Annotated in this window: 22 protein-coding genes; 12 read left to right on the top strand and 10 right to left on the bottom strand. The window is 28.1% G+C overall.

The features are described from left to right. The first annotated feature begins 61 nt into the window (after positions 1-61). The gene (locus AC2TEO_RS06440; protein WP_442267317.1) at positions 62-1,537 is read left to right on the top strand and encodes an SH3 domain-containing protein; all 1,476 of its coding nucleotides are present in this window, start codon (positions 62-64) and stop codon (positions 1,535-1,537) included. Here AC2TEO_RS06440 and AC2TEO_RS06435 read toward each other — a convergent pair. After that, positions 1,534-2,076 carry a hypothetical protein gene (locus AC2TEO_RS06435; RefSeq protein WP_442267316.1) on the bottom strand — a complete coding sequence of 181 codons (543 nt, stop codon included), beginning with the start codon at positions 2,074-2,076 and terminating at the stop codon, positions 1,534-1,536. The genes AC2TEO_RS06440 and AC2TEO_RS06435 overlap by 4 nt on opposite strands. Before the next feature lie 159 nt (positions 2,077-2,235). Between AC2TEO_RS06435 and AC2TEO_RS06430 the strand changes: the two genes are divergently transcribed. Then, positions 2,236-3,018: a hypothetical protein gene (locus tag AC2TEO_RS06430; protein WP_442267315.1), complete on the top strand. Its 783-nt coding sequence runs from the start codon at positions 2,236-2,238 to the stop codon at positions 3,016-3,018. Positions 3,019-3,109: 91 nt separating this feature from the next. On the opposite strand, the gene AC2TEO_RS06425 is transcribed toward AC2TEO_RS06430, so the two are convergent. Beyond that, positions 3,110-4,309, bottom strand: a complete 1,200-nt coding sequence (locus AC2TEO_RS06425; protein ID WP_442267314.1) for a hypothetical protein — start codon at positions 4,307-4,309, stop codon at positions 3,110-3,112. 162 nt (positions 4,310-4,471) lie between these two features. Between AC2TEO_RS06425 and AC2TEO_RS06420 the strand changes: the two genes are divergently transcribed. Together AC2TEO_RS06420 and AC2TEO_RS06415 are read left to right on the top strand one after the other, a co-directional pair. Next, on the top strand, positions 4,472-4,915 hold the full coding sequence (locus AC2TEO_RS06420; RefSeq protein ID WP_442267313.1) for a hypothetical protein: 444 nt from the start codon (positions 4,472-4,474) through the stop codon (positions 4,913-4,915). Positions 4,916-5,404: 489 nt separating this feature from the next. Further along, on the top strand, positions 5,405-5,881 hold the full coding sequence (locus AC2TEO_RS06415; RefSeq protein ID WP_442267312.1) for a hypothetical protein: 477 nt from the start codon (positions 5,405-5,407) through the stop codon (positions 5,879-5,881). On the opposite strand, the gene AC2TEO_RS06410 is transcribed toward AC2TEO_RS06415, so the two are convergent. From AC2TEO_RS06410 to AC2TEO_RS06395, 4 genes are read right to left on the bottom strand one after another with little or no spacing between them, the layout of a single operon-like run. Further along, entirely contained in the window at positions 5,882-6,775 is an 894-nt protein-coding gene (locus tag AC2TEO_RS06410) for an ATP-grasp domain-containing protein (protein ID WP_442267311.1), read from the bottom strand. A 15-nt stretch (positions 6,776-6,790) separates the two neighbouring features. Beyond that, positions 6,791-7,528 (bottom strand): DUF6882 domain-containing protein, encoded by a 738-nt coding sequence (locus tag AC2TEO_RS06405; RefSeq protein WP_442267310.1) that lies wholly within the window; start codon positions 7,526-7,528, stop codon positions 6,791-6,793. Positions 7,529-7,554: 26 nt separating this feature from the next. Next, positions 7,555-8,112, bottom strand: a complete 558-nt coding sequence (locus AC2TEO_RS06400) for a Crp/Fnr family transcriptional regulator (protein ID WP_442267309.1) — start codon at positions 8,110-8,112, stop codon at positions 7,555-7,557. Positions 8,113-8,114: 2 nt separating this feature from the next. Then, entirely contained in the window at positions 8,115-9,626 is a 1,512-nt protein-coding gene (locus AC2TEO_RS06395) for a GH3 auxin-responsive promoter family protein (RefSeq protein WP_442267308.1), read from the bottom strand. A 55-nt stretch (positions 9,627-9,681) separates the two neighbouring features. Here AC2TEO_RS06395 and AC2TEO_RS06390 point away from each other — a divergent pair, with 55 nt between their 5' ends. Beyond that, positions 9,682-10,479: a DUF2797 domain-containing protein gene (locus AC2TEO_RS06390; protein ID WP_442267307.1), complete on the top strand. Its 798-nt coding sequence runs from the start codon at positions 9,682-9,684 to the stop codon at positions 10,477-10,479. A gap of 65 nt (positions 10,480-10,544) precedes the next feature. Here AC2TEO_RS06390 and AC2TEO_RS06385 read toward each other — a convergent pair whose 3' ends face one another. Both AC2TEO_RS06385 and AC2TEO_RS06380 read right to left on the bottom strand, forming a co-directional pair. After that, on the bottom strand, positions 10,545-12,665 hold the full coding sequence (locus tag AC2TEO_RS06385; protein ID WP_442267306.1) for a carboxy terminal-processing peptidase: 2,121 nt from the start codon (positions 12,663-12,665) through the stop codon (positions 10,545-10,547). Positions 12,666-12,736: 71 nt separating this feature from the next. Continuing rightward, a complete protein-coding gene (locus tag AC2TEO_RS06380) occupies positions 12,737-13,186 on the bottom strand; it encodes a hypothetical protein (RefSeq protein WP_442267305.1) in 450 nt (149 codons plus the stop codon). A 192-nt stretch (positions 13,187-13,378) separates the two neighbouring features. On the opposite strand from AC2TEO_RS06380, the gene surE reads away from it, so the two are divergent. From surE to AC2TEO_RS06345, 7 genes are all read left to right on the top strand, one after another. Further along, entirely contained in the window at positions 13,379-14,149 is a 771-nt protein-coding gene (surE, locus tag AC2TEO_RS06375) for a 5'/3'-nucleotidase SurE (protein ID WP_442267304.1), read from the top strand. Further along, positions 14,137-14,424 carry a hypothetical protein gene (locus tag AC2TEO_RS06370; RefSeq protein WP_442267303.1) on the top strand — a complete coding sequence of 96 codons (288 nt, stop codon included), beginning with the start codon at positions 14,137-14,139 and terminating at the stop codon, positions 14,422-14,424. The genes surE and AC2TEO_RS06370 overlap by 13 nt, the downstream gene beginning before the upstream one ends. Before the next feature lie 4 nt (positions 14,425-14,428). After that, a complete protein-coding gene (lpxB, locus tag AC2TEO_RS06365) occupies positions 14,429-15,538 on the top strand; it encodes a lipid-A-disaccharide synthase (protein WP_442267302.1) in 1,110 nt (369 codons plus the stop codon). 37 nt (positions 15,539-15,575) lie between these two features. Beyond that, positions 15,576-16,082, top strand: coding sequence for a C40 family peptidase (locus tag AC2TEO_RS06360; protein WP_442267301.1), 507 nt, complete (start codon positions 15,576-15,578; stop codon positions 16,080-16,082). A gap of 61 nt (positions 16,083-16,143) precedes the next feature. Continuing rightward, the gene (locus tag AC2TEO_RS06355) at positions 16,144-17,709 is read left to right on the top strand and encodes a fibronectin type III domain-containing protein (protein ID WP_442267300.1); all 1,566 of its coding nucleotides are present in this window, start codon (positions 16,144-16,146) and stop codon (positions 17,707-17,709) included. Next, positions 17,693-19,357: a hypothetical protein gene (locus tag AC2TEO_RS06350; RefSeq protein ID WP_442267299.1), complete on the top strand. Its 1,665-nt coding sequence runs from the start codon at positions 17,693-17,695 to the stop codon at positions 19,355-19,357. The genes AC2TEO_RS06355 and AC2TEO_RS06350 overlap by 17 nt, the downstream gene beginning before the upstream one ends. A 58-nt stretch (positions 19,358-19,415) precedes the next feature. Continuing rightward, positions 19,416-19,898: a C40 family peptidase gene (locus AC2TEO_RS06345; RefSeq protein WP_442267298.1), complete on the top strand. Its 483-nt coding sequence runs from the start codon at positions 19,416-19,418 to the stop codon at positions 19,896-19,898. Here the strand turns inward: AC2TEO_RS06345 and obgE are convergent. Both obgE and AC2TEO_RS06335 read right to left on the bottom strand, forming a co-directional pair. Further along, positions 19,895-20,884 carry a GTPase ObgE gene (gene obgE / locus AC2TEO_RS06340; RefSeq protein WP_442267297.1) on the bottom strand — a complete coding sequence of 330 codons (990 nt, stop codon included), beginning with the start codon at positions 20,882-20,884 and terminating at the stop codon, positions 19,895-19,897. The genes AC2TEO_RS06345 and obgE overlap by 4 nt on opposite strands. 39 nt (positions 20,885-20,923) lie before the next feature. Further along, positions 20,924-22,042 carry an adenylate kinase gene (locus AC2TEO_RS06335; RefSeq protein ID WP_442267296.1) on the bottom strand — a complete coding sequence of 373 codons (1,119 nt, stop codon included), beginning with the start codon at positions 22,040-22,042 and terminating at the stop codon, positions 20,924-20,926. Positions 22,043-22,125 lie beyond the last annotated feature (83 nt).

Genomic DNA, 22,125 nt, shown 5'->3' with positions numbered 1-22,125 from the left:
ATATACATTTTTTAAAAGAATTTGTAGTCAGTTCAATTACATTTGAATTAAAATTATACTGATGAAATTATTTTGGAAAACTACATTAGTGATCATTTTCATGATTTTAGCTGTAAGCTGTAAAACTAAAGAAGCTAATGCTAATGTGAATTTAAGTCTTAATACAGATATTACAACTAAACTTAAAGAGAGAGTAAATAAAGAAATTGAAAAAGAATTCGATTCAAAATTTTTATCTAGAGGTGAATTAGTCATTAAAAAAAAGGAAGTATTAATTTTCGATTTCAATGAAGATGATCTATTAGATGGTGTTGCGTTTCTAAGTTTTTTTAGTGCAACAGATAATTCTTTTAAGAGATCTATTATCATGTATTATAAAAATGATGGAAAACAACTTATTTTAAAAGATAAAATAAAGAAAGATTACTGTGTGTTTCCAGAAAAAAATGCAATAAAAAATATTCAATTTGAAGCAACCCCAAAAATATATGCAAGTCAAGTTAAACCTAATGAATTAGGTATAATTGATGAGTCTTTAAAACAAGAAAGTATTATTTCTTTAACTAATGAGAAATTAATTTACGGTGAAGTTATAAGTTCAGATCATTATGATGTTAATAATTCTCATAAAGTAGAGCAAGAAAGTTATTATAAATATACTTCAGCAGAAAGCGGACTTATATATAGAGATAAACCAGATGGAAAAGTATTAGGAAAGTTTCCTTACGGAAAAGAAGTTCATGTGATTGGAAAAACAGGGTTGAAAAAGACAATTTATGATCAAGGAAAAGAAGTAGAAGGTGAATGGGTTGAAGTTGCATTGGATGAATATTCTGAAAAGAAAGCTTTTGTATTTGATGGTTATTTAAAAGAAATACATGAATTAGATCGACAAAAATTGATAAAAGTTGCACCAGTTGTATTCGAAAAGAATCGAAAAAAAGGGTTAATCCTTCCTGGAACATACAAGGTTTTTAATCAAAAATTAAAACATACAAGCGATATTACTTTAGATGGTATAAGTGAAGTTTATGTGATTAAAAAAACAAAATATAAACGTCCTTTACAGTCGAATCAAAAGTATTGTGAATGGGCAAATTATGTAGAGGTCATTTTAGCAAGAGAACATTTTATTTTATTTGGCGAAAATATCATCTCAATATCTTCAACTGAAGAAATTGAACTTTCCGAGAATAAAAAAGTTGCTTTAGTATTGGGTGAAAATTACACAATTGGAGCTTCAGACGAAGATGGACTTACAAGCTGTGATGATTATAGTAATGTTTTTTTAAAAACTGGAAATAGGTACGAAGTACTGTATCATAAACCTGAAAAAGTAGGGGATAAGTTGGTTGCAAAAGTATTTGTTCATGATGAAGGTATGGGTGAACGAATATCTGAAATCAAAGTAGAAGACAATACTATTCTTTTGCATATAGCGCAAGGTTTCCAAGAAGGAACAGGTTCTTATAAAATGAAAATTTTCAAACAAGATAAATGGTACTGTACAGAAACCGATCATAAAAGAGAATATTAATAAGGAAAATAGATTGTACTTAAAGCAATAAGTAACATAAAAGGTCCAAAAAAGAAAAGCAAAGCGATAGTTAACCAAATTATCAGCTTTGTTTTACTGAAATTTGATGGATTATTTTTCAAAAGCAATTCGTTTACTTCATCAAGAGATAAATTCATAATACTTTCTTTAGAGATATTTTGATCAATCAAGCCATGATATTTTAATCCTTTTTTATAGCCTTTAATAACTTCTTTTGGATGGATTAAAAAACTAAACCCCATTGCCCAAATACTCATAATTCCAATAGGAAAGTGTTTCCACATTCCAGTAGCAATTTCCCAGCCAGCAATATAAGCTTCACCTTTCCATGTCGTATCACAATCAAATAAAACATGTTGAATATCGTGTATATAAATAACTTTTTTTCTAAAATCTGAATTAGGTAATTTTAAAGAGAAATATTTGAATTGAAGTGAGAAAAAATCTTCATTTTCACCACCTTTTTCTGCTAAATTATTTTCAGTATAAAATCGATCTAATTTTTGAGCAACTGTCATAGTTATGAAACTTTTAATGTCGTGTTTATAAACTATAGTAAAGTTATATATCGTAAATGAAGAACATCTTGACAATTATCAAGAAATTAATTTAAAGTTATGATGTGTCAAAACAATTTAATGTATTAGTTTTGAGCTCAATTAACTCAAATTTAAATTATGAAAAGAATTGCTTATTTACTATTAATTGCCTTAACTCTAATGTTTTTAACGAGTTGTGAAGTTGAATGGGAAACAAAATTCAATAAAGATGGAGGTGGAAAATATAGTATGATTATGGATATGTCTGCTATGATAGAAATGACAGCTGGAATGCAGAGTAACAAAAAAAAGAAGGAAAATGAATTAAAAGATACTGTTATCGACTTTTCTAAAATTTTGTTAGAGAAAAAGGATAGTATAGCAAAACTTCCTGCAGATGAACAGAAGAAATTAAAAGAATTAGAAGATTTAAAAATTACTATTGATGCAGATACAGCGATTAATAAAGCTATTGTTAGAATCGATTATGATTTTGATGATTTAGAAGATTTAAAATCTGTTGGAAAAAAAATGAGATTAGCAGACCTTGATAAGTTTGTTAAAATGGGAAGCAAAGGAAAAGCGAAGAAAGAAAAGGAAGATGAGGTAGAAGAAAAAGAAGATGAAAAATTTCCAGCAATTACTGATATGCTAAATATTGAGTATTCGGATAAAAAATTCGTTTCTAAATTATCTGAAGAGGCTTCAAAAGAGATAAAGAAAAATTCTGGTGATGATAATCCTTTTGCAAGTTTAATAAAGTTTAAGGTTAGGTATATTTTCCCTCATAAAATAAAGAGTGTAAGTAACGAAGACGTTAGAATTTTATCAAGTTTTAAAGGAATAGAATTTAATGTAAGTGTTGCAGATTTAAGTGAAAATCCAGATTACTTAAATGTCGAGGTAGAGTTCGAAAAGTAATACAACTATAAAACCAAAATATTGAAAGACCTGTGATGTTATAAAATTTCACAGGTCTTTTTATGTTCCAATAAATATTGTTCAAGTTATTTTAGCGATTCTTATTTAGCTGATCTCTTTGTGTTTTGCATTCTATAATTTTTTTAATCGCATTATCATTATTCGGATTTAAGCTTAACGATTTCGCGTAATTTTTTATGGAATTATTCCAATCTTTTTTATCAAAATAAGCTTCTCCTAAGCTATCATAAAGATCAAAGTCATTAGGCATTAATGAAATCCCATAGTTAAAAATTTTAATAGCTGTTTCTGGATCTTTTTTGTCTTTTAACCATTCATACCCTATAACGTTTATTCCCCAATTTAATCCCTTGTTTTTTAATTCTTCTTCAGAATACTGTTCAGGATTCATTTTTTCTTGAAGGAATAAAACAGGATTTTTAGCATCATTATATTTGGTATAATGTTTATAAGCTATCGATTCTTTATTCTTCTTAAATAAGTCAATCATCATTGTTTTATGATTTCCTTTTTTTAATTCCTTTTTCAAATCTATTTCTACATATTCACTAAAATCAGTGTATAAATAAACTCTAATTTTAAGTGAAGTTAAATCATAAATTGTCGAAAACTGTGTGGCAGTAACTTCCGAACTTTCAGTTTTCATATGATTCATAACCTGACTACAATAATCTAAATTGGCTTTAGCTTCTGTTGTTTTTAAAAATTCTAAACCTTTCTGAAACCTAGGAATATCAACTTCTTCAACAGACTTTATTTGAGAGTAGTAAAAGTTTGAAAATGATTTTTCTTCATCATCTCCTATAATTAATAATTCGCCTTCAACAATTAAATATGTTCCAGATTGATCTACAAAAACTAACATACTGCTAGAAAGAAAGCTTAAATCGATAGTTTCTAAGTATTCTTTAACTTCTTCAACATTGGCCATAGTTTGCATGATATTTCTAATGGCTTTAACAATTGATAGTTTAGTTTTTCCTTCGGTATTTGTAATAGGTAATTCTGAATTTGCAAAGCCATCAAATACTAAACCAGCTTCATTTATAGCGCCTTGAGCAAAATTATTGATTCTACCCATGTACATTACGCCAAACTTTTTATCTCCAGCGTTCTCAAACCAAAACTGATTATTCGGACTTAGAAAATCTTCGTTATTACCAACAAATGTTTTTCCGTTTTTAGTTATTTTATACATACTACATGTATGTCCAATACTGGGATATAATAAAACACTAATTAGTAGAGTAAGAATGAATTTATTTTTCATTTGGTAGTCTTTGATATAAAGACTACGCTTTTTTTTAGTTGTTACTCTTTTTCAAATACTGAGATTAAATTTTATAAAAAGTACGGGCACCCCACACCAAAAGTGTGGTTTACCCGTACTATATTTTAAGCTGATAATTATATTTTTATTTCAAAACTGTCTATGAAGAAGAATGCCATTTTGTTATTTATTTTTTTAAAGTCGATAATAATATTTTCGCAAGAGGAAAAGGAGAGTGTTTTTCTTTTTTTTGATAAAAATGATAAAAAAAAGTGTGCCATAGAAGGAGAATCTACCTATAAAAATCCTAAAGGAAAATATTTAGCAAACAAATTTGAAAAGAAGAAAGAAAAAAAGAGAATACTTTTTAATATCTGTGATGAGAGATTTTCTTTTAATAGAAATTCAAAAATAGACACATGTGATATCAAAAACTTGAATGAGCTAAATATTAAAAGTTTAGAATACATAAAAAACAAGTACAACAAAGGAAGAGAATTTAAACATCATGTATTTGAAAAGATAAATATTGTAGAGAAAATTTCTGATACGAAAATAGTTAAATATTATGATGTTTATTGGATTGGAGCTTGGGTAGAAGATTAGCAAATTTTAAGTTAACTAGAGGTATTATTTAGGATGATATAATTAAAGTATGAGACAGTTTTTTTGTTTTTTGTATTAATAAGTTAATATAAGTTTAGCACAAACCAAGTATATCTTATTTGAAGGTAATTCCAAAGAGTATTTTGTAAAAGAAGTAGGTAATGGAAAAACAGCAAGCGAACTAAAATTCAGAAAAGAAGTGAAAAGTAAAAATGAGATACATTTTTATATTAAAAAGGCAACTGTTTATTTTTAAAGGAGAAGAGAAAGGTTTAAGTATGTTAAATAAAGAAGATTTTAGTAAAATTAAATTTGATAATTTTTAAGAGCTTAAAGAAAAGGTTGATTATAATAATCTATTATATCCTTATAAAGTATTTTCTGATATTGAACTTGTAGAGAATGAAAACTTTTTGATAAAAAATACAAAGTGAAATGGAAGTATTATATAGAATAACAAATAATATTTTCGATAAAGAATGTAATTAGATGGGTAAAAATATTTTCATAATACTGGTTTGTATTTTATTAAGTTGTTGTAAATCCTCTTTCGATTACAAAGAAGCAGATAAAAATACATTATTTGTACTTTTTGAAGAATCTGTGGAAACAACTAAATCATATTCGTTGTTAAAAAATGAAAAGAAAGAAGTGTTTAAAAACCCTTTGTTTAATTATTCATTCAGAAATACTAAAATAAAAGACTTTACTTTAAACTGTCCTGCGTTTTTTTCATTTGATGATATGTTTAACAATACTAATAAAAGCAAGGTTTTTACCATACATAAAAGTTTTTTGAGAAATAATTTTATTATTGATAGAGACTATATTAATACTTTTGGTTTAGACAAGGTATTTGACATGTTAGCAAAAAGTTGCACAATTTTTGTAATAGATAAATCAGAAATTAAAGACAACAAAATAACTTTAAGGGAAGCTAAATTAATTTATCCTGTTGAAGAATAATTACGTTTTAAAGTTCATTTTTAAAGCAGAATAAAACTCTTTTTTATTTGCATTCTCTGGTAAACCTGCTACTTGTCCGTCACCCAATTCCATGATAATCCATTCACCAGTTTTCTTTTGTGCTATATCCATAGTAAAAAAATTACTTTTAATCTTTAGAGCTAATTTTTTAAATTCATTAAAATCAATTTCTGAAGTTCCATAATCGCCTTCATCCCAATAATTAAAAACTTGAATCATCTTTTTATTTCCGAAGAAAATTCGAAACTCTTTTGTTAAAGGCATTCCACTTTTAGAATGTTCAGTTAAAAACTCTAATTCTTTAAAAGCTCTAAATACGATACCTTCATTCAAAGTATTTCCTCGCAGTTTTATAAAATTATGTACAATAGTTTTAACGTTGTTTGAATCGGAAGCATTAGGAATAAAACAAGCATCTTCCCAATGATGTTTTTCAGATTTTACATAATCTTTTACAATAATTGGTGATTTATCAAAATCTTGTGCTAGTTTTAAAATAGATACATCAGTGAGATCTGTCGTCCAATTAGATTTTGGAGTTTTCGTTTTTATAATGTCATATGAATTCGGAAGGTAATGACAATGTTTATAAGATTCTGGATCATTAATAAGTTTTATATTTTTCTTTAAAAGTCCTTCATACAGATTTTCATATTGTTGTGGAGTTATCATCCAACCTCTGTAGAAAGCTGTTTCTATTTTCTCTTGGTTTGGAACGAATTTTAACGCTGTATTTAATTCATTTTCTACTAAAGCCTCATAGCTAATTAAAGAAAAATTAAAGCCTAAATCTACAGCTATATTTTTCTCTTCTTCATAATCTGGTTCTATAGTTTTAGAATCGAAAACAGCATCACAAAATATAATTCTCATAACTGTAAATTCAATTTATAGTTCTGCTTGTAGATTTTTTAATCTTGATAGATCATCAAAACTTGCAATAATTTTTTTTCCATTTCTAGAAGCTATAATTGTATTGTTTTCTGATGAAATATCTAACTTTCTACTTTCCATATAGCTAATGAAACTAGCTTTATGATCTAATTCTATAGCTCCAATAAGTTGAGGAAAAGTAGTTGGTATTTTTTCTAATTGATCAAATTCAATTTTAGGTATTGTCTCAGAGTTTATAGCAATAACCATTGTTCCTTGTCCGTAATTCGCACAGAAATAGGCGTCAGCATTTAAAAGACCGACAGCAATCATTCCCATTTTGTGTTCAAAACCTTCTTCAACATAAAAATGACCATCGGTAAATTCTTCTATTTGATGCTTTTCTCCGAAGCTTTTTAATTCATTAGCTTTTACTAATAAATTTTCTGGAATTCCACTTTTAGTATTAGCCCAGCCCCACATCCAAGAATAATCATTAAAAGAAAGTGAACCAATTACTTGAATAGGAAAGCTAAGTTCACCAAAAAATAATTTACCTTCATTTAAGTTGATGTTCCAAGAAGAACCACCAGTAATTTCATTAAAAATAATTTGCTTTTCGAAAGATAAACCAGCATTCTCATGAAGTAAATCAGTAAAACTTATACCATTTTTTTTATGTGTATTTTCAGTTTCTAGTTTTGGAGTTTCAGTTGTTTCTTTTTTACCGAATAATTTTTTAAATAATCCCATGATGTTACGTTAATACAGTTTCATAATTATTTCCCTCTAATTCTACTAAAAGTTTCTGGAGTCATGCCTAAAAAAGAAGCCAAATGTTTGGCCGGAACTCTATTAAATAGTTCTGGTTTTTTGGCAAATAAATCGTCATGTCTTTCTTGAGAAGTATGTAATAATAAACTATCTAAACGTTCTGCAAGATTTATGTATAGTTTTTCTAAAAACAAGCGACCTAAATGCTCTAACTTATGACTTTTAGCGGAAAGTTCTTCTAAATCTTCTCTGGCCACCATAAAGCAAGAAATGTCTTCAATCGCTTCAATGTTGTATTTGCTTTTTTTACGTTGAATAAAACTATCTATCGCAGTGATACTTTCTTGTTCAGAAGCAATATGAACAGTAATGTCTTTTCCGTCTCTAAAATAAAATACACGACCAATTCCTGATATCAGAATGTAAAAGTGCTTACAAATACTATTTGCAGGATGAATTAACTCCCCTTTTTTAAACTCTTTATAAACTGCAATTTTCTGTAAAGCATCAGTGATTTCTCCGTGTTGTAATAAGAATTCAGCATTTTTAAGAAACTCTTCCATAGTTATAGCAATTCATTTAATTCTTCTATAAAATCACGTTTATTAGATAATCTAGGAACTTTATGTTGTCCACCTAACTTACCTTTTGTTTTTAGCCAATCGTAAAACAAACCTGTACGAGCTTGGTGAACTTTAGGCATATTCAAAGTCATGTTATTGTATCGTTTTGCTTCGTAATCTGAATTACAATTTTTTAAAGCATTGTCTAGAATTTCAGTAAAAAAATGTAAATCTTGAGGTTGTTTTTCAAACTCAATAATCCATTCGTGTCCTCCATTTTTATTTCCATTCATGTAAATAGGAGCAACGGTGTAATCTTTTATGCTTGAATTTGTTTTTTCACATGCTGATTTTAATGCTTCTTCTGCGTTTTCAATAATTAATTCTTCTCCAAAAACATTAATATGATGTTTGGTTCTACCTGTGATTTTAATTCGATAAGGATCAGTAGAGGTAAATTTAACTGTATCACCAATTAAATACCTCCAAAGTCCGCCATTTGTAGTAATTACAACAGCATAGTTTACATCTTTTTTAACGTCTGAAAGAGGAATAGCTTTTGAATTTTCATCGTCATATTCACTCATAGGAATGAACTCATAAAAAATTCCATAATCTAACATTAACAAAAGTTCATCAGAATTATTTCGATCTTGAATAGCAAAGAAGCCTTCAGAAGCATTGTAAGTTTCGTAATATCGAAAACTTTTTTTAGGAATTAATTTTTTGAATTGCTCTCGGTATGGATTGAAGTTTACACCACCGTGAAAATAAACTTCTAGGTTAGGCCAAACTTCTAAAATATTATCTTTCCCCGTTTTTTCTAAAACTTTATTTAACAATACTAACATCCAAGAAGGAACTCCAGCTAAACTTGTAATGTTCTCTTGTATAGTTTCATCGATAATTGCTTCCATTTTAGTTTCCCATTCACTCATTAAAGCAACTTCTTGCTTAGGAGCAGAACTATAATCAGCCCAAAACGGCATATTCTCAATAATTATAGCAGATAAATCACCAAAATAAGTATCGTTATCTTCATAAATAGCAGAGCTTCCACCTAATCTAAGCCCTTTTCCTGTGAATAATTGTGTTTCTTCATTGTTATTAATATACAGGCCCAACATGTCTTTTCCAGCATTGAAATGACATTCTTCTAAGGCTTCATTACTAACAGGAATAAACTTACTTTTAGCATTAGTTGTACCGCTCGATTTGGCAAACCATTTAATTTTTGTTGGCCAGAATAAATTTTGTTCACCTTTTCTACAACGTTCAATTAAAGGTTCTATAGTTTCATATTTTTGAATAGGAACTGAGTTTACAAAATCTGTATAATTTTTTATTTTAGAAAATTTATGAGTCTTTCCGAACTCAGTGTATTTGGCAATAGTAATTAAATCGAATAATAGTTCTCGCTGAACATCAGTTGGATACTTTATAAAGAGTTCCATTTGATGTTTTCTTTTTTTTAAAAACCAAGTGATAATAGAATTTATAAACTGGAACGGCATTTTTGAGTTCGAATTTGTAAGTTTGTTCTTGGCTAAAAATAGTAAATTTTACAACATGCAATACAAGGGCGTTTTAAAAAAAATGGATACAGAAAACCTAGATAAAGTACAGTATTATTTAGATATGAATTCTGATTTTATAAATGTAAATCAATTACTTAATAAAACTGTTACATTGAAGTTTGAAACGTACGAGTGTTTATCTTGCAGATTAGAAAAACAAATTTATCGTCAAGGATTTTGTAAATCATGTTTTTTTGAAACACCAAATGCCGGAGATTGGATTATGCGACCTGAATTAAGTAAAGCGCATTTAGGAGAAGAAGATAGGGATTTAGAATATGAAAAGAAAGTTCAATTACAACCTCATATTGTGTATTTAGCTAATTCTAGTAATGTAAAAGTAGGAGTGACTAGAAAAACGCAAGTTCCAACACGTTGGATAGATCAAGGTGCGCACGAAGCCATTGAAATTGTTGAAGTACCAAATCGTTATTTAGCAGGTATTACTGAAGTAGCGCTGAAAGAACATGTAGCTGATAAAACGAATTGGCGTAAAATGTTGAAGAATGATATAGAAGATGAAGATTTAATGAAATGGCAAGAACGTTTACGAGCTTTTATTCCAGATGAAGTACAAGAATATTTTATTGAAAATAATAAAGAAACTATAATTAATTTTCCTGTAGAGAAATATCCTGAAAAGCCAAAGAGTTTAAATATTATAAAAGAAGGAAGTTATTCAGGAAAATTGGTAGGGATTAAGGGGCAATATTTTATTTTCGAAGACAATACAGTTTTTAATGTAAGAGCAAATGAAGGGTTGGTAGTAAGTATATCTGTTGCTGTGTAGTTTAAATCTTAAAAAAAGTATTTTAATATAAAAAAAAACCGATCCTTTAAGATCGGTTTTTAATTTTATTTTTTAACTAACTCGTAGTTGTTTTTCATTTTTAATTGACTCAATACGTTTAAAGCTTCATCTAAATAAATATCTTTTTTAAGATTTTTATGCCAAGCTATTCTTTTGTCTTTTAAAACAGTATCTTTTTTAAATAAAGGAATTTCATACTTAGGAGAAGAGAAAGTCAGGTCAGATTTAAATTTAAAAATATCTTTAAATTGCTTGGCTTCTTTTACACGTTCTTCAGACTCTTTTTTGTATGTACTGTAGTTTAAAGAGAATGTGTTGTCATCTTGGTTTTTCTTTAACCATTTAGCGTACTCATTAATTGATATGAATTTGGAATTGCTATTAATTCTTTCTTTACTAGCACTTACAACTTCGCCAAAATTACTATAAGTATCAGTTTTTGTGTAATTAGCCGGTTTTACACTGTCCCAAGGTAAAGCTCCATCTAAATCACGTTCACCAAACTCCATGTAACTATAACGATCAGGCATAGCAATATCAGAATATACTCCTTCTATTTGAGTAGATCCACCATTAATTCTATAGAACTTTTGAATTGTCATTTTTAATGCTCCTAAATCTCCTGGATATTTTTTCACATAATAATTTAGAGGTAGTAAGTTTTGAACAGTTCCTTTGCCATAAGTTTGTTTACCTCCCATAATAACACCACGTCCATAATCTTGCATAGCGGCAGCAAAAATTTCAGAAGCCGAAGCCGACATTTCATTGACCATTACTACTAATGGACCATCCCATTCAACACTACTATCAGTATCATTTTTAATATTAGCTGGTTCACCTCTATATTTAACTTGTACAATAGGTCCTTTTTCTATAAATAAACCACCAATGTCGATTACTGTTTTTAAAGAACCACCACCATTGTTTCTTAAATCGATAATTAATCCGGCTACATTTTCTTTCTTTAAACGTTCAATTTCAAGTTTCATATCACTAGCAGCGTTTCTTTGCTTAGTGTCATTAAAATCAATGTAGAATTTCGGAAGATTAATAATACCATATTTTTTTCCGTTCTTTTCTACAATACTAGATTTAACAAAAGTTTCTTCCAATTCAACAATATCTCTAATTATAGGAATAACTTTTGTAGATCCATCTAACTTTTTCTTTACAGTTAATCGAACTTCTGTTCCTTTTTTTCCTTTTATGAAGGTGATTGCATCATCTAAACGCATTCCTGTAATATCAAGAGGCTCTCCATCTCCTTGAGCTACTTCTAAAATAATATCACCTGGTTCTAAATCTCCTTGTTTCCATGCTGGTCCACCAGAAATTAATTCTACAATTTTAGTGTACATACCTTCGCGTTGTAAACGTGCACCAATACCTTCAAGTTTTCCAGACATATCTTGATCGAATCTAGATTTGATTCTAGGAGACATATATGTTGTATGTGGATCAAAACCACCTACTACGCTATTTAAAAATGTTGAATACCAGTCAGAATTTTCTAATTCCTCAATTCTAAGATATAAATCATCCATATTCTTTAAAACTTCTTTACGAGCTTCTATCTCAAGAGTTTTAAAAGATTTTTTCTTGTAATTTTTATCTTTTTTGATTTTGTCTTTCTGCAAGTCTTCAAGATCATCAATTTTACTAATCACTTGAAGTTTTAATTGTTTGCGCCAATGATCTAATAAACCAGCTTCATCTTTAGCAAAAGGTACCTTATCATAATCAACATCAATATCTTCATTTTTATTGTAGTCGAAAGGTTGCTCAAGTAAAGCCTTGTAAGTTGTTTTAGCAGTTTTAATTTTTTCTAAAAATCGACCGTAAACAAGTTTATAAAAACGAATATCAGATTTTCTTAATTGATCATCTATTTCATATTTATATTGAGAAAATTCTCTTAAATCTTCTTGTGTAAAATAACGTTTACTAGGATCTAAACTAGTAATAAACTCATTATATACATGTTCAGAAAAATTATCATTTAAATCTTTTTGGACATAATGACCTCTAGTAAGTAGGTTTTTTAATACATAAATTATGAGTTTGTCTTTTTCAGGATCGTTCTTTTTAGAAATAGGATTTCCATATGTGGTGCTACTAATTAAAAGTGCAACGAATAATGGGATAAGTACTTTCATCTTCATATATCTTCAGTCGTTTAAATAATTTTAAAATTACTGGTATTTGCTAAGCTACTAAAATAATGCCAATTTTACTAGCTCTTTTTTCTTTTGTATATGCCTTTAAAGGCTTCTTTAATTAATTTGTGATCAGGACTCAAATATTGCCATATTTGAGTAACAGATCCATCATTGTTTTTTTTCCAAATGATTTTGTTATAGTATGGTTGCTTTTTATTTTGAACAATTTCACTCGTTAAAATCATTTCATTATTCTTATAACTTCCATTGGTTTTAAGAACAAAACCTTTATTGTCTATCCATAATTGATGCCACTTTTTATCTGAAATATCATAATAACTATAACTTGTTCCTAATGAGTTTCCATTAGAAGAAGTCCAATTTTCTTGAATAGCACAAGCGTTAGGCATAGATTTTATATGATTTTCTCCAATTAATTTTCCTTCAGAATTAAAAACGTCCCAGTTACCAATCCAAAAATCAAATTGATAGTAAGCTGTATCTGTGCAAGGTTTTGTATTCAAGTTTTGAGCTTTTATACTAAAAAATAGTAATGAGATAAAATACAGAAGTAATAAAAGAATAAACCTTAACATAAAACATAACCACTTAATGTTTTACAAGTTTAGGCATTAATTCGACATAATTATCTTTACGAAATGTTAAAAAGAATAGCTAATTTTTAATGTATATTTGTTATTAATAAATAAAAAACAATGCAAGAGAAACCTTTGATTTTAGTGACTAATGATGATGGAATTACAGCTCCTGGTCTTAGAATGCTTATAGATATAATGAATGAAATTGGTGAAGTGATTGTAGTTGCACCAGATAGTCCACAAAGTGGAATGGGACACGCAATTACAGTAAATAACGTATTGCATTGTAATCCAACTTCAATTGATGATGGTCCACAGATAGAATATAGTTGTTCAGGAACTCCTGCTGATTGTGTTAAAATGGCAAAGAATAAGATATTAAATCGAAAACCAGATTTATGCGTTTCAGGAATTAATCATGGTTCAAATTCATCAATAAGTGTAATTTATTCAGGTACAATGAGTGCAGCTGTCGAAGCTGGTATAGAAGGAATTCCCGCAATTGGTTTTTCATTATTAGATTATAGCTGGCATGCTGATTTTCGTTCATCAAAAGAGTTTATAAAGAAAATAGCACTAAATGTTTTGTTAAATGGTTTACCTGATGGGGTTGTGTTAAATGTTAATATTCCGAAGTTAAAAAAGGATGAAATTAAAGGTATAAAAGTTTGTAGACAAGCAAATGGTTATTGGAAGGAAGATTTTGATAAACGTAAAAGTCCTACAGGTAAAGAATATTATTGGTTGTCTGGTGAGTTTATAAATAACGATAAAGGTCAAGATACTGATATTTGGGCTTTGGAAAATGGGTTTATATCTGTTGTACCAGTTCAATTTGACATGACAGCACATCATGCTATTCAAAAATTACATTCATGGGATTTATAAATAAAGATGTTATAATTGGATTTTTAGTCTCAATTTTCGCTACATTTTGTGGATTCTTCATTTATGTACAATATGTTTCTCGTTTTGGTTTTTCAGAGACTATAGAAATGTTACAACAAGGAGGAGTATTTGGACCAGTGATAGCTTTGGCAGCCTTACCTAACTTGTTCGTTTTTTTTATTTATTTAAAAAAGAAACAAGATTTAAGAGCTAAAGGAGTGTTATTGGCTACAATTTGTACAGCCATATTTACTTTCATATTAAAGTTTATATAGTATTATGAAATATTATATTGTTGCAGGCGAAGCTTCTGGAGATTTACATGGTTCTAATTTAATGAAAGAACTATTTAAAAATGATAAAGAAGCAGATATACGTTTTTGGGGAGGTGATTTAATGAAAGCAGTTGGTGGAGAGTTAGTTGTTCATTATAAAGATAGAGCAATAATGGGCTTTATTGAAGTAATTTTGAATTTAAGAAAGGCACTTGGTTTTATTAAGTTTTGTAAAAAAGATATTAAAGAGTTTCAACCAGATGTTGTCATTTTTATAGATAATTCAGGATTTAATTTGCCAGTAGCTAAATGGGCCAAAGAGAATGGGTACAAAACTAGTTACTATATCTCTCCTCAGGTCTGGGCTAGTAGAGCAGGACGAGTAAAATCAATAAAAAGAGATGTAGATCAAATGTTCGTTATACTTCCTTTTGAAAAAGATTTTTACAAAAAATATAATTACAATGTTGAATTTGTAGGGCATCCTTTAATAGATGGTGTAGCTGGAAGAGAACAGGTTTATGAAGATGATTTTAGAAAAAAATATGATTTAGGAGATAAAGAGATAATAGCCTTATTACCTGGTAGTCGAAAACAAGAAATTACAAAGATGTTAAATACCATGCTACTTATGGTTGATAGGTTTCCAAATTATCAATTTGTTGTAGCTGGGGCTCCAAGTCAATCAAAGGAATTTTATGATTCTTTTTTGAAAGATAAAAAGGTAAAGTTTGTAAATAATAAAACATATGATTTATTAAGTATTTCTTATGCAGCTTTAGTTACTTCTGGCACAGCTACTTTAGAAACTGCTTTGTTTAAAGTTCCACAAGTTGTTTGTTATAAAGGAAGTTGGTTATCATATCAAATAGCAAAGAGAATTATAACTTTAAATTATATTTCTTTAGTGAATTTAATTATGGATAAAGAAGTGGTTAAAGAATTAATTCAAAATGAGTTTAATGAAACTAATTTAGAGCAAGAATTACAATTGTTACTAAATGAAGATAAGAGGAAAACACTCTTTCTAGATTATTTCGAATTAGAAGAGAAGTTAGGAGGAAAAGGTGCATCAAAAAAAGTAGCAACTTCTATCATAGAAAGTCTAATGTAAAAGTACATCAGTGATAAAAAAAATACCCCAAATAATATTGATTTTATTTTTAGTGTATGGATGTTCTTCATCTAAAAACGTTAGTACATCAAAACACTATAAATCTAAAAAAAGAGTAGTTACTAATAAAAGATCAATAAGAGTTAAAGACGTTTCTAAGGTAGTAGATAAAATAATTGCTACAGCATATTCATATAAAGGAACACGTTATAAATATGGAGGAGTAACAAGAAGAGGAATGGATTGTTCAGGTTTAATTATGACTTCATTTAAAAATAATGGTGTCTCATTACCTAGAACATCACAAGATATGTCTAATCAAGGAAAACAAATCTCTTTAAAAGATGTTAGAAAAGGAGATTTGTTATTCTTTAAAACAAACCCAAGAAAACCTCGAAAGATTAGTCATGTAGGTTTAGTAACTTCAATAAAAAACGGGGTAATTTATTTTATACACGCTTCTACAAAAAGAGGAGTAACTGTAAATAATATGTCTCAAAAATATTATAAAAGGAATTTTGCTAAAGCTAAAAGAGTATTGTAAAATTCTTTTTTTACTGTAGTGAACTTTAGAATTAAATATTATTTTTGCCAAAAAAATTAATATGAAATTACTAGAGAAATCAACTTTTCTACTATTAACATTATTTTTAGTAGCTTGTTCTACAGAGAGTACAGTTGTTGAAACTAATTTATCCGATTTTGAAATTACAATTCTTTCTACAACTTCTAATTCTATAGAATTGAAATGGAGCGAATCTTTTCATTCTAAAGGAGAAAATGTTTTTTATTCAGTTTATTTAGATTCAAATTTATTAAAAGAAAAAACACAGGAAAGAAGAATAATTTTAACCGATTTAAATTCCAATAATGAGTATAAGTTAAAAATTGTGGCTTTTGATGAAGAAGAAAATTTTAAAGAGATTACTGAAAAAATTTCGACTTTATCAAATCAAGCACCAAGATCATTTAAAATTGAAAATGCAAATCCTGAAAATATATCAGTAGCGCTTTATTGGCAAAGAGCAACAGACCCAGATAATGATCAAGTTAAATATAATGTTTTTATAAACGATGCTATTGTTTTTCAAAATTTAGAAACTACATATTGTAAAATTGAAAACTTAACACCAAACACTTCTTATGAAGTTAAGGTTGTTGCATTCGATAGTTTAGGGAACGAAACTTATGATGAGTTAACTTTTTCTACAAAAGATGGGGTTTTTAAAGATTCAATAGAATTTAATACACAAGCTTCTTTAGATGCTTTTGGATCAAAAGGATATATTGAAGTTGATGGAAGTTTAACTATCACAGATGGAACTAGTCCTAGTGATCGAATTACAGATCTTACTGCAATAAAAAGTTTAAAAAAGATTCGCGGAAATTTTATAGTTAGGCTAACTAGAGATTTGTTGACTTTAAAAGGTATAGAAATAGAGGAGGTTAGAGGGAGCTTAATTGTAGAAAACAACCACTTCTTTGAATCCATAGAAGGGCTAGAAAAGGTTAAACATATTTACGGAGATTTAATAATCAAAGAAAATGTTAGATTAAAAACCTTTATTCCTTTTGATAATTTAACACAAATAGGTAGAATTCTTACTATAGCTAATAATGGTGTAAAAACTATTGAAGCATTTAAAAATTTAGAAGTTGTTAATCATATTTATATAAGAAATAATTGGTATTTAGAAAGTTTGATAGGATTTCATAAGTTGAAAAAAATGGAAGAATCCTTGAGAATTAACGATAATACAGAACTAAGTTATATTGAAGGTTTTACCAATCTTGAATCTGTAAATAATTTAACACTAAGTGATATTAAGGCTAATGAGCTTTTCAATATGACAAAATTAAAAGTTGTAAAAGGAAGTTTATCTATTTCAAATTTACCAAATATTAAAAATTTAATTGGTTTTAGTGCTTTAGAAGAGATAAGGTATAGTGATTTGTCTATAGGAGGAAATAAAAGTTTAGAAAGTTTAGAAGGCTTAAATAATTTAAAAAGTATAGGGAATAGATTTTCAGTTAGTAATAACGAAAAGTTGAATGATTTTTGTGCTTTAAAGTTAGCACTTCAATCTTATGATGAAAATTACTATACAATAAGAGGAAATATGTTTAACCCAACTATGGAAGAAATTTTAAATAATGATTGCAAAAACTAAATTACTTTCAATCTATACATTAGTATTATTAATATGTATAGGATGTACAAATGAAGAAGAAATAAACTCAAAACCATCAAATTTTACTGTTCAAACAGAGAATATAACTTTAAATTCGGTTAAAGTTTTTTGGACAGAATCAAAAGATAATGATGGGCAAGCAGTTTTTTATGATCTATTTTTAAACGAATCTAAAATTTTTGACAATAAACAAGTTTTAGAATATGTTTTTAATGATTTGGAATACAATAAAAACTATAAAGGAGAAATCATAGCATCTGATCCAGATGGAAATACTGTTTCAAAACAATTTGATTTTACAACGGGAGATAAACCTTTACCTTCTAATTTTAATGTATCAGTAGTAGAAAAAGATGCTTATTTTTCTAAAATAGAATGGACAGCTTCTTCGGATAATTCATCAAATGATGAAATTTTATATGATATTTATTTAGGTAATGAATTATTGGAAGAAAATAGATCAGAACTTTATTTTTATTTCCCTGAATTAAAAGGGTTGCAAGGTTATAGTGGTAAAGTAGTAGCCAAGAATTCACAAGGATTTACAATAACAAGAACTTTTAGTTTTACTACTAATTTAAAGGTTTACGATAATACATTAAGTATTTCTAGTCAATCTGATGTTAATGAATTTATTAAAGGAGGCTATAATATAATTGATGGAAGCCTATTTATAGGAAATAGTTCTGGAATAGCTACTGATATTAAAGATATATCAGGATTCAAATCTGTTAGAGAAATAAAAGGAGAACATATTAGAATTCAGAATACGATATGTGAATCATTAAAAGGATTAGAAAATGCGAAAGCTTCTAGAAGGTTTGTAAGAATAGAAATTACAGATAATGAAGAATTAGAGCATATTAATGAGTTTTTTTCTGTAGACTATGTTACTTACGCATATGTAGCGGGAAATTCAAAAATGAAATCTATTGATGGTTTTAAAAAAATAAAATATTTATCACAATTAAATTTAGTTTTAAACGAATCACTTACATCTTTGAGTGGTTTAAGTAATTTTGAAAGTTTTAACTCTTTAACTATAACAAATAACGAATCGTTAGAGAATTTGAATGGTTTAGAAAACCTTAAAAGTGTCTTTGATGGATTCGGACAATTTACAATAACAGACAACGATAGTTTAGTTAACCTTAATGGTCTTGAGAATTTTAAAGAAGCAAAACTTTTAGTTATAGGAGATAACAAATCATTAGAAGACTTAGAAGCACTTACAGTATCTAATATTAATAATTTAGTAATTAGAAATAACGATAAGATAACAAGTTTGAAAGGATTAGAAACTTTAGAGAAAAATATTTATTTAACGATTAGAGATAACGAGAATCTTGTAAATCTTTCCGGATTAGAAAATATTAGAAATATAAGGGATAGCTACGATCATGAGTTAATTATTATTAATAATAAAAAACTTGAAAATTTAGATGCTTTAGCTAATTTTTGGTTTGTTAAAGGAAGGTTATTGGTAGAGGATAATGCATTGTTAAATGATTTATGCGGAATAACAAAACTAGCAAAAGAAGGTGAAGAATTTGGTTATTTTACAATTATTGATAATTTATTTAATCCTACAAAACAAAACTTAATAAACGGAAACTGCTCACAATAAGATAGAATTAATATTATATCTATAAATTAGTAATTAAAATAACTTATAATTTATAGAAGTGCAGAATAATAAATTTACCCTTGTAATTTTAATATTTCTTTTAAGTTTTATTTTTTTTAAGGTTAATAAAAACGAAAAGTATAAAACGGAAGAAGTTAAAACGGTAGACAAAGCATTAATATATTTGGGTACACCATATAAATTTGGAGGAACAACTTCAAAAGGAATGGATTGCTCAGGCTTAGTGTATACTGTTTTTAAAGATGAATTAAAGATTACTTTACCACGTTCATCTAGCTCTATGAGTTCGGTTGGAAAAAAAGTGAATTACAAAGAAATAAAAAAAGGAGATCTTTTATTTTTTGATATCGCAAGATTAAAAGGAGATATAAACCATGTTGGATTAGTAACCTCAGTTACTTCAGAAGAAATAAAATTCATTCATTCAAGTACATCAAAAGGAGTTGTAATTACTTCAATGAATGAATCTTATTGGAAAGATGCTTTTGCTTTTGCAAAGCGAATTAATGTTGATTATTAATTAAGTTTAGACCAAAGTTTATCTTTTAATTCCATTAATCCCATCTGTGCAACAGAAGAAATAAATAAAGTTTCTATACCTTCAGGTAATTCTTGTTTTATTTCGTTTTTTAATTCATCATCTAACATATCAGATTTAGAAATAGCTAATAAACGATCTTTGTCTAATAATTCTGGGTTGTGTTGTTTTAATTCATTTAAAAGAATTTCATATTCCTTTTTGATATTATCACTGTCTGCAGGAATTAAGAACAATAATAAAGAGTTTCTTTCTATATGTCTTAAAAAATAATGTCCTAATCCTTTTCCTTCAGCAGCTCCTTCAATAATACCAGGTATATCTGCCATTACAAAACTTTGGTGATTACGATATTCTACAATACCTAAGTTAGGTTTTAAAGTTGTAAAAGCATAATCGGCAATTTTTGGTTTAGCAGCTGTTAAAACAGATAAAAGAGTTGATTTTCCTGCATTAGGAAACCCTACTAAACCGACATCTGCAAGAATTTTTAATTCTATTCTAAACCAAGCTTCTTTACCATCAATTCCTGGTTGAGCGTATCTTGGAGTTTGATTAGTAGGTGATTTAAAATGCCAGTTTCCTCGTCCTCCTTTACCACCTTCAAGAATAATTACCTCTTGTTGATCATCAGTAATTTCATATAGAATTTCATCCGTATCAGCATCTCTAATTATGGTACCTAAAGGAACAGGAACTATAATATCCGTACCGTCTTTACCGGTACTTCTACTAGAACCTCCATCACCACCACCTTCTGCTCTAAAATGACGTTTAAACTTTAAGTGAAATAATGTCCACATATTTTTATCTCCTTTGAAGATCACGTGTCCGCCACGACCTCCATCACCACCATCTGGTCCACCTTTAGCAATATATTTTTCACGATGCAAATGTGCAGATCCACGTCCTCCTTTACCAGAAGAAGCATATATTTTTATATAGTCAACAAAATTTCCTTCAGTCATTTCTTAAAAATTAATATTCCCGCCTAAGCGGGAATGATTTTATAATGTATCAAAAACGTCTGCTAAACGTTTTGTAATATCTTCAATAGATCCAACACCATCAACACCATAGAAATTACCTTGTGCATTGTAATAATCTTTTAAAATGGCTGTTTTGGTATTGTATTCGTTAAATCGATTTCTGATTTTTTCTTCATCAGTATCATCAGAACGCCCACTAGTTTTTCCTCTTTCTAAAATACGCTCAACTAACAAATCTTCTGGAACTTCTAAAGCTACCATTCCATTAATTCTTTCGTTCTTTTCAGCTAAGAATTCATCTAAAGCTTTAGCTTGATCTTCTGTTCTTGGGAATCCGTCAAAAATAAAACCATTAGCTTCTGTATTTTTATTAACTTCAGCTTTTAGCATATTAATAGTAACTTCATCTGGAACTAACTCACCTTCATCGATATATTTTTTAGCTAGTATTCCTAAGTCAGTTTCGTTTTTAATATTGAATCTAAAAACATCACCAGTAGAAATATGTACTAAGTTATACTTTTCTTTAAGCAATTCAGCTTGTGTTCCTTTACCAGCACCAGGAGGTCCAAATAATACTATGTTTTTCATTTTAGGTTGTGTTGTTAATTGATAAATAGCAGGTAAGTTTCTACCTAAACCATTATAATCTAAACCATATCCTACAATAAATTTATCTTCTAAATTTTTTCCAATATAGTTAATATGTAATTCCTTTCTGTACACATCAGGTTTAAAAAATAAGGTTGCTATTTTAAGTTCTTTAATATTTTTATTTCTAAAGATTTCGTAAATCTCTTGTAATGTATTACCTGTATCAATAATATCTTCTAGTATAATAACTGTTCTACCAGAAATATCTTCATTAATACCAATTAATTTTTTTACAGATTCACCAGAGGTAGTACCTTCATATGAAGCCAATTTCACGAAGGAAATTTCGCAATCTTGATCAAATTCTCTGACAAAATCAGAGGCAAAAACAAAACATCCATTTAATATCCCTATAAATAAAGGAACCTCGCCTTGTGGTAAATCATCTTTTACTTTTTTAGCGAGTTGTTTAACTATATTAGAAATTTCTTCTTTTTTAATTAATTCTTTAAAATATAAATCGTGAAGCTGTTTTATTTTCATATAGGTAAATATACTAATTAAATAAAAAAACCGTCTTGTTTAACTGATGTATCAGCAGGAACAAAACGGTAGTTTTATAGTAT

This window comes from Tenacibaculum aquaeponti (genome assembly GCF_057221555.1).
The sequence above is the reverse complement of the archived record's forward strand: the minus strand, read 5'-3'. Positions and strand labels throughout refer to the sequence as shown.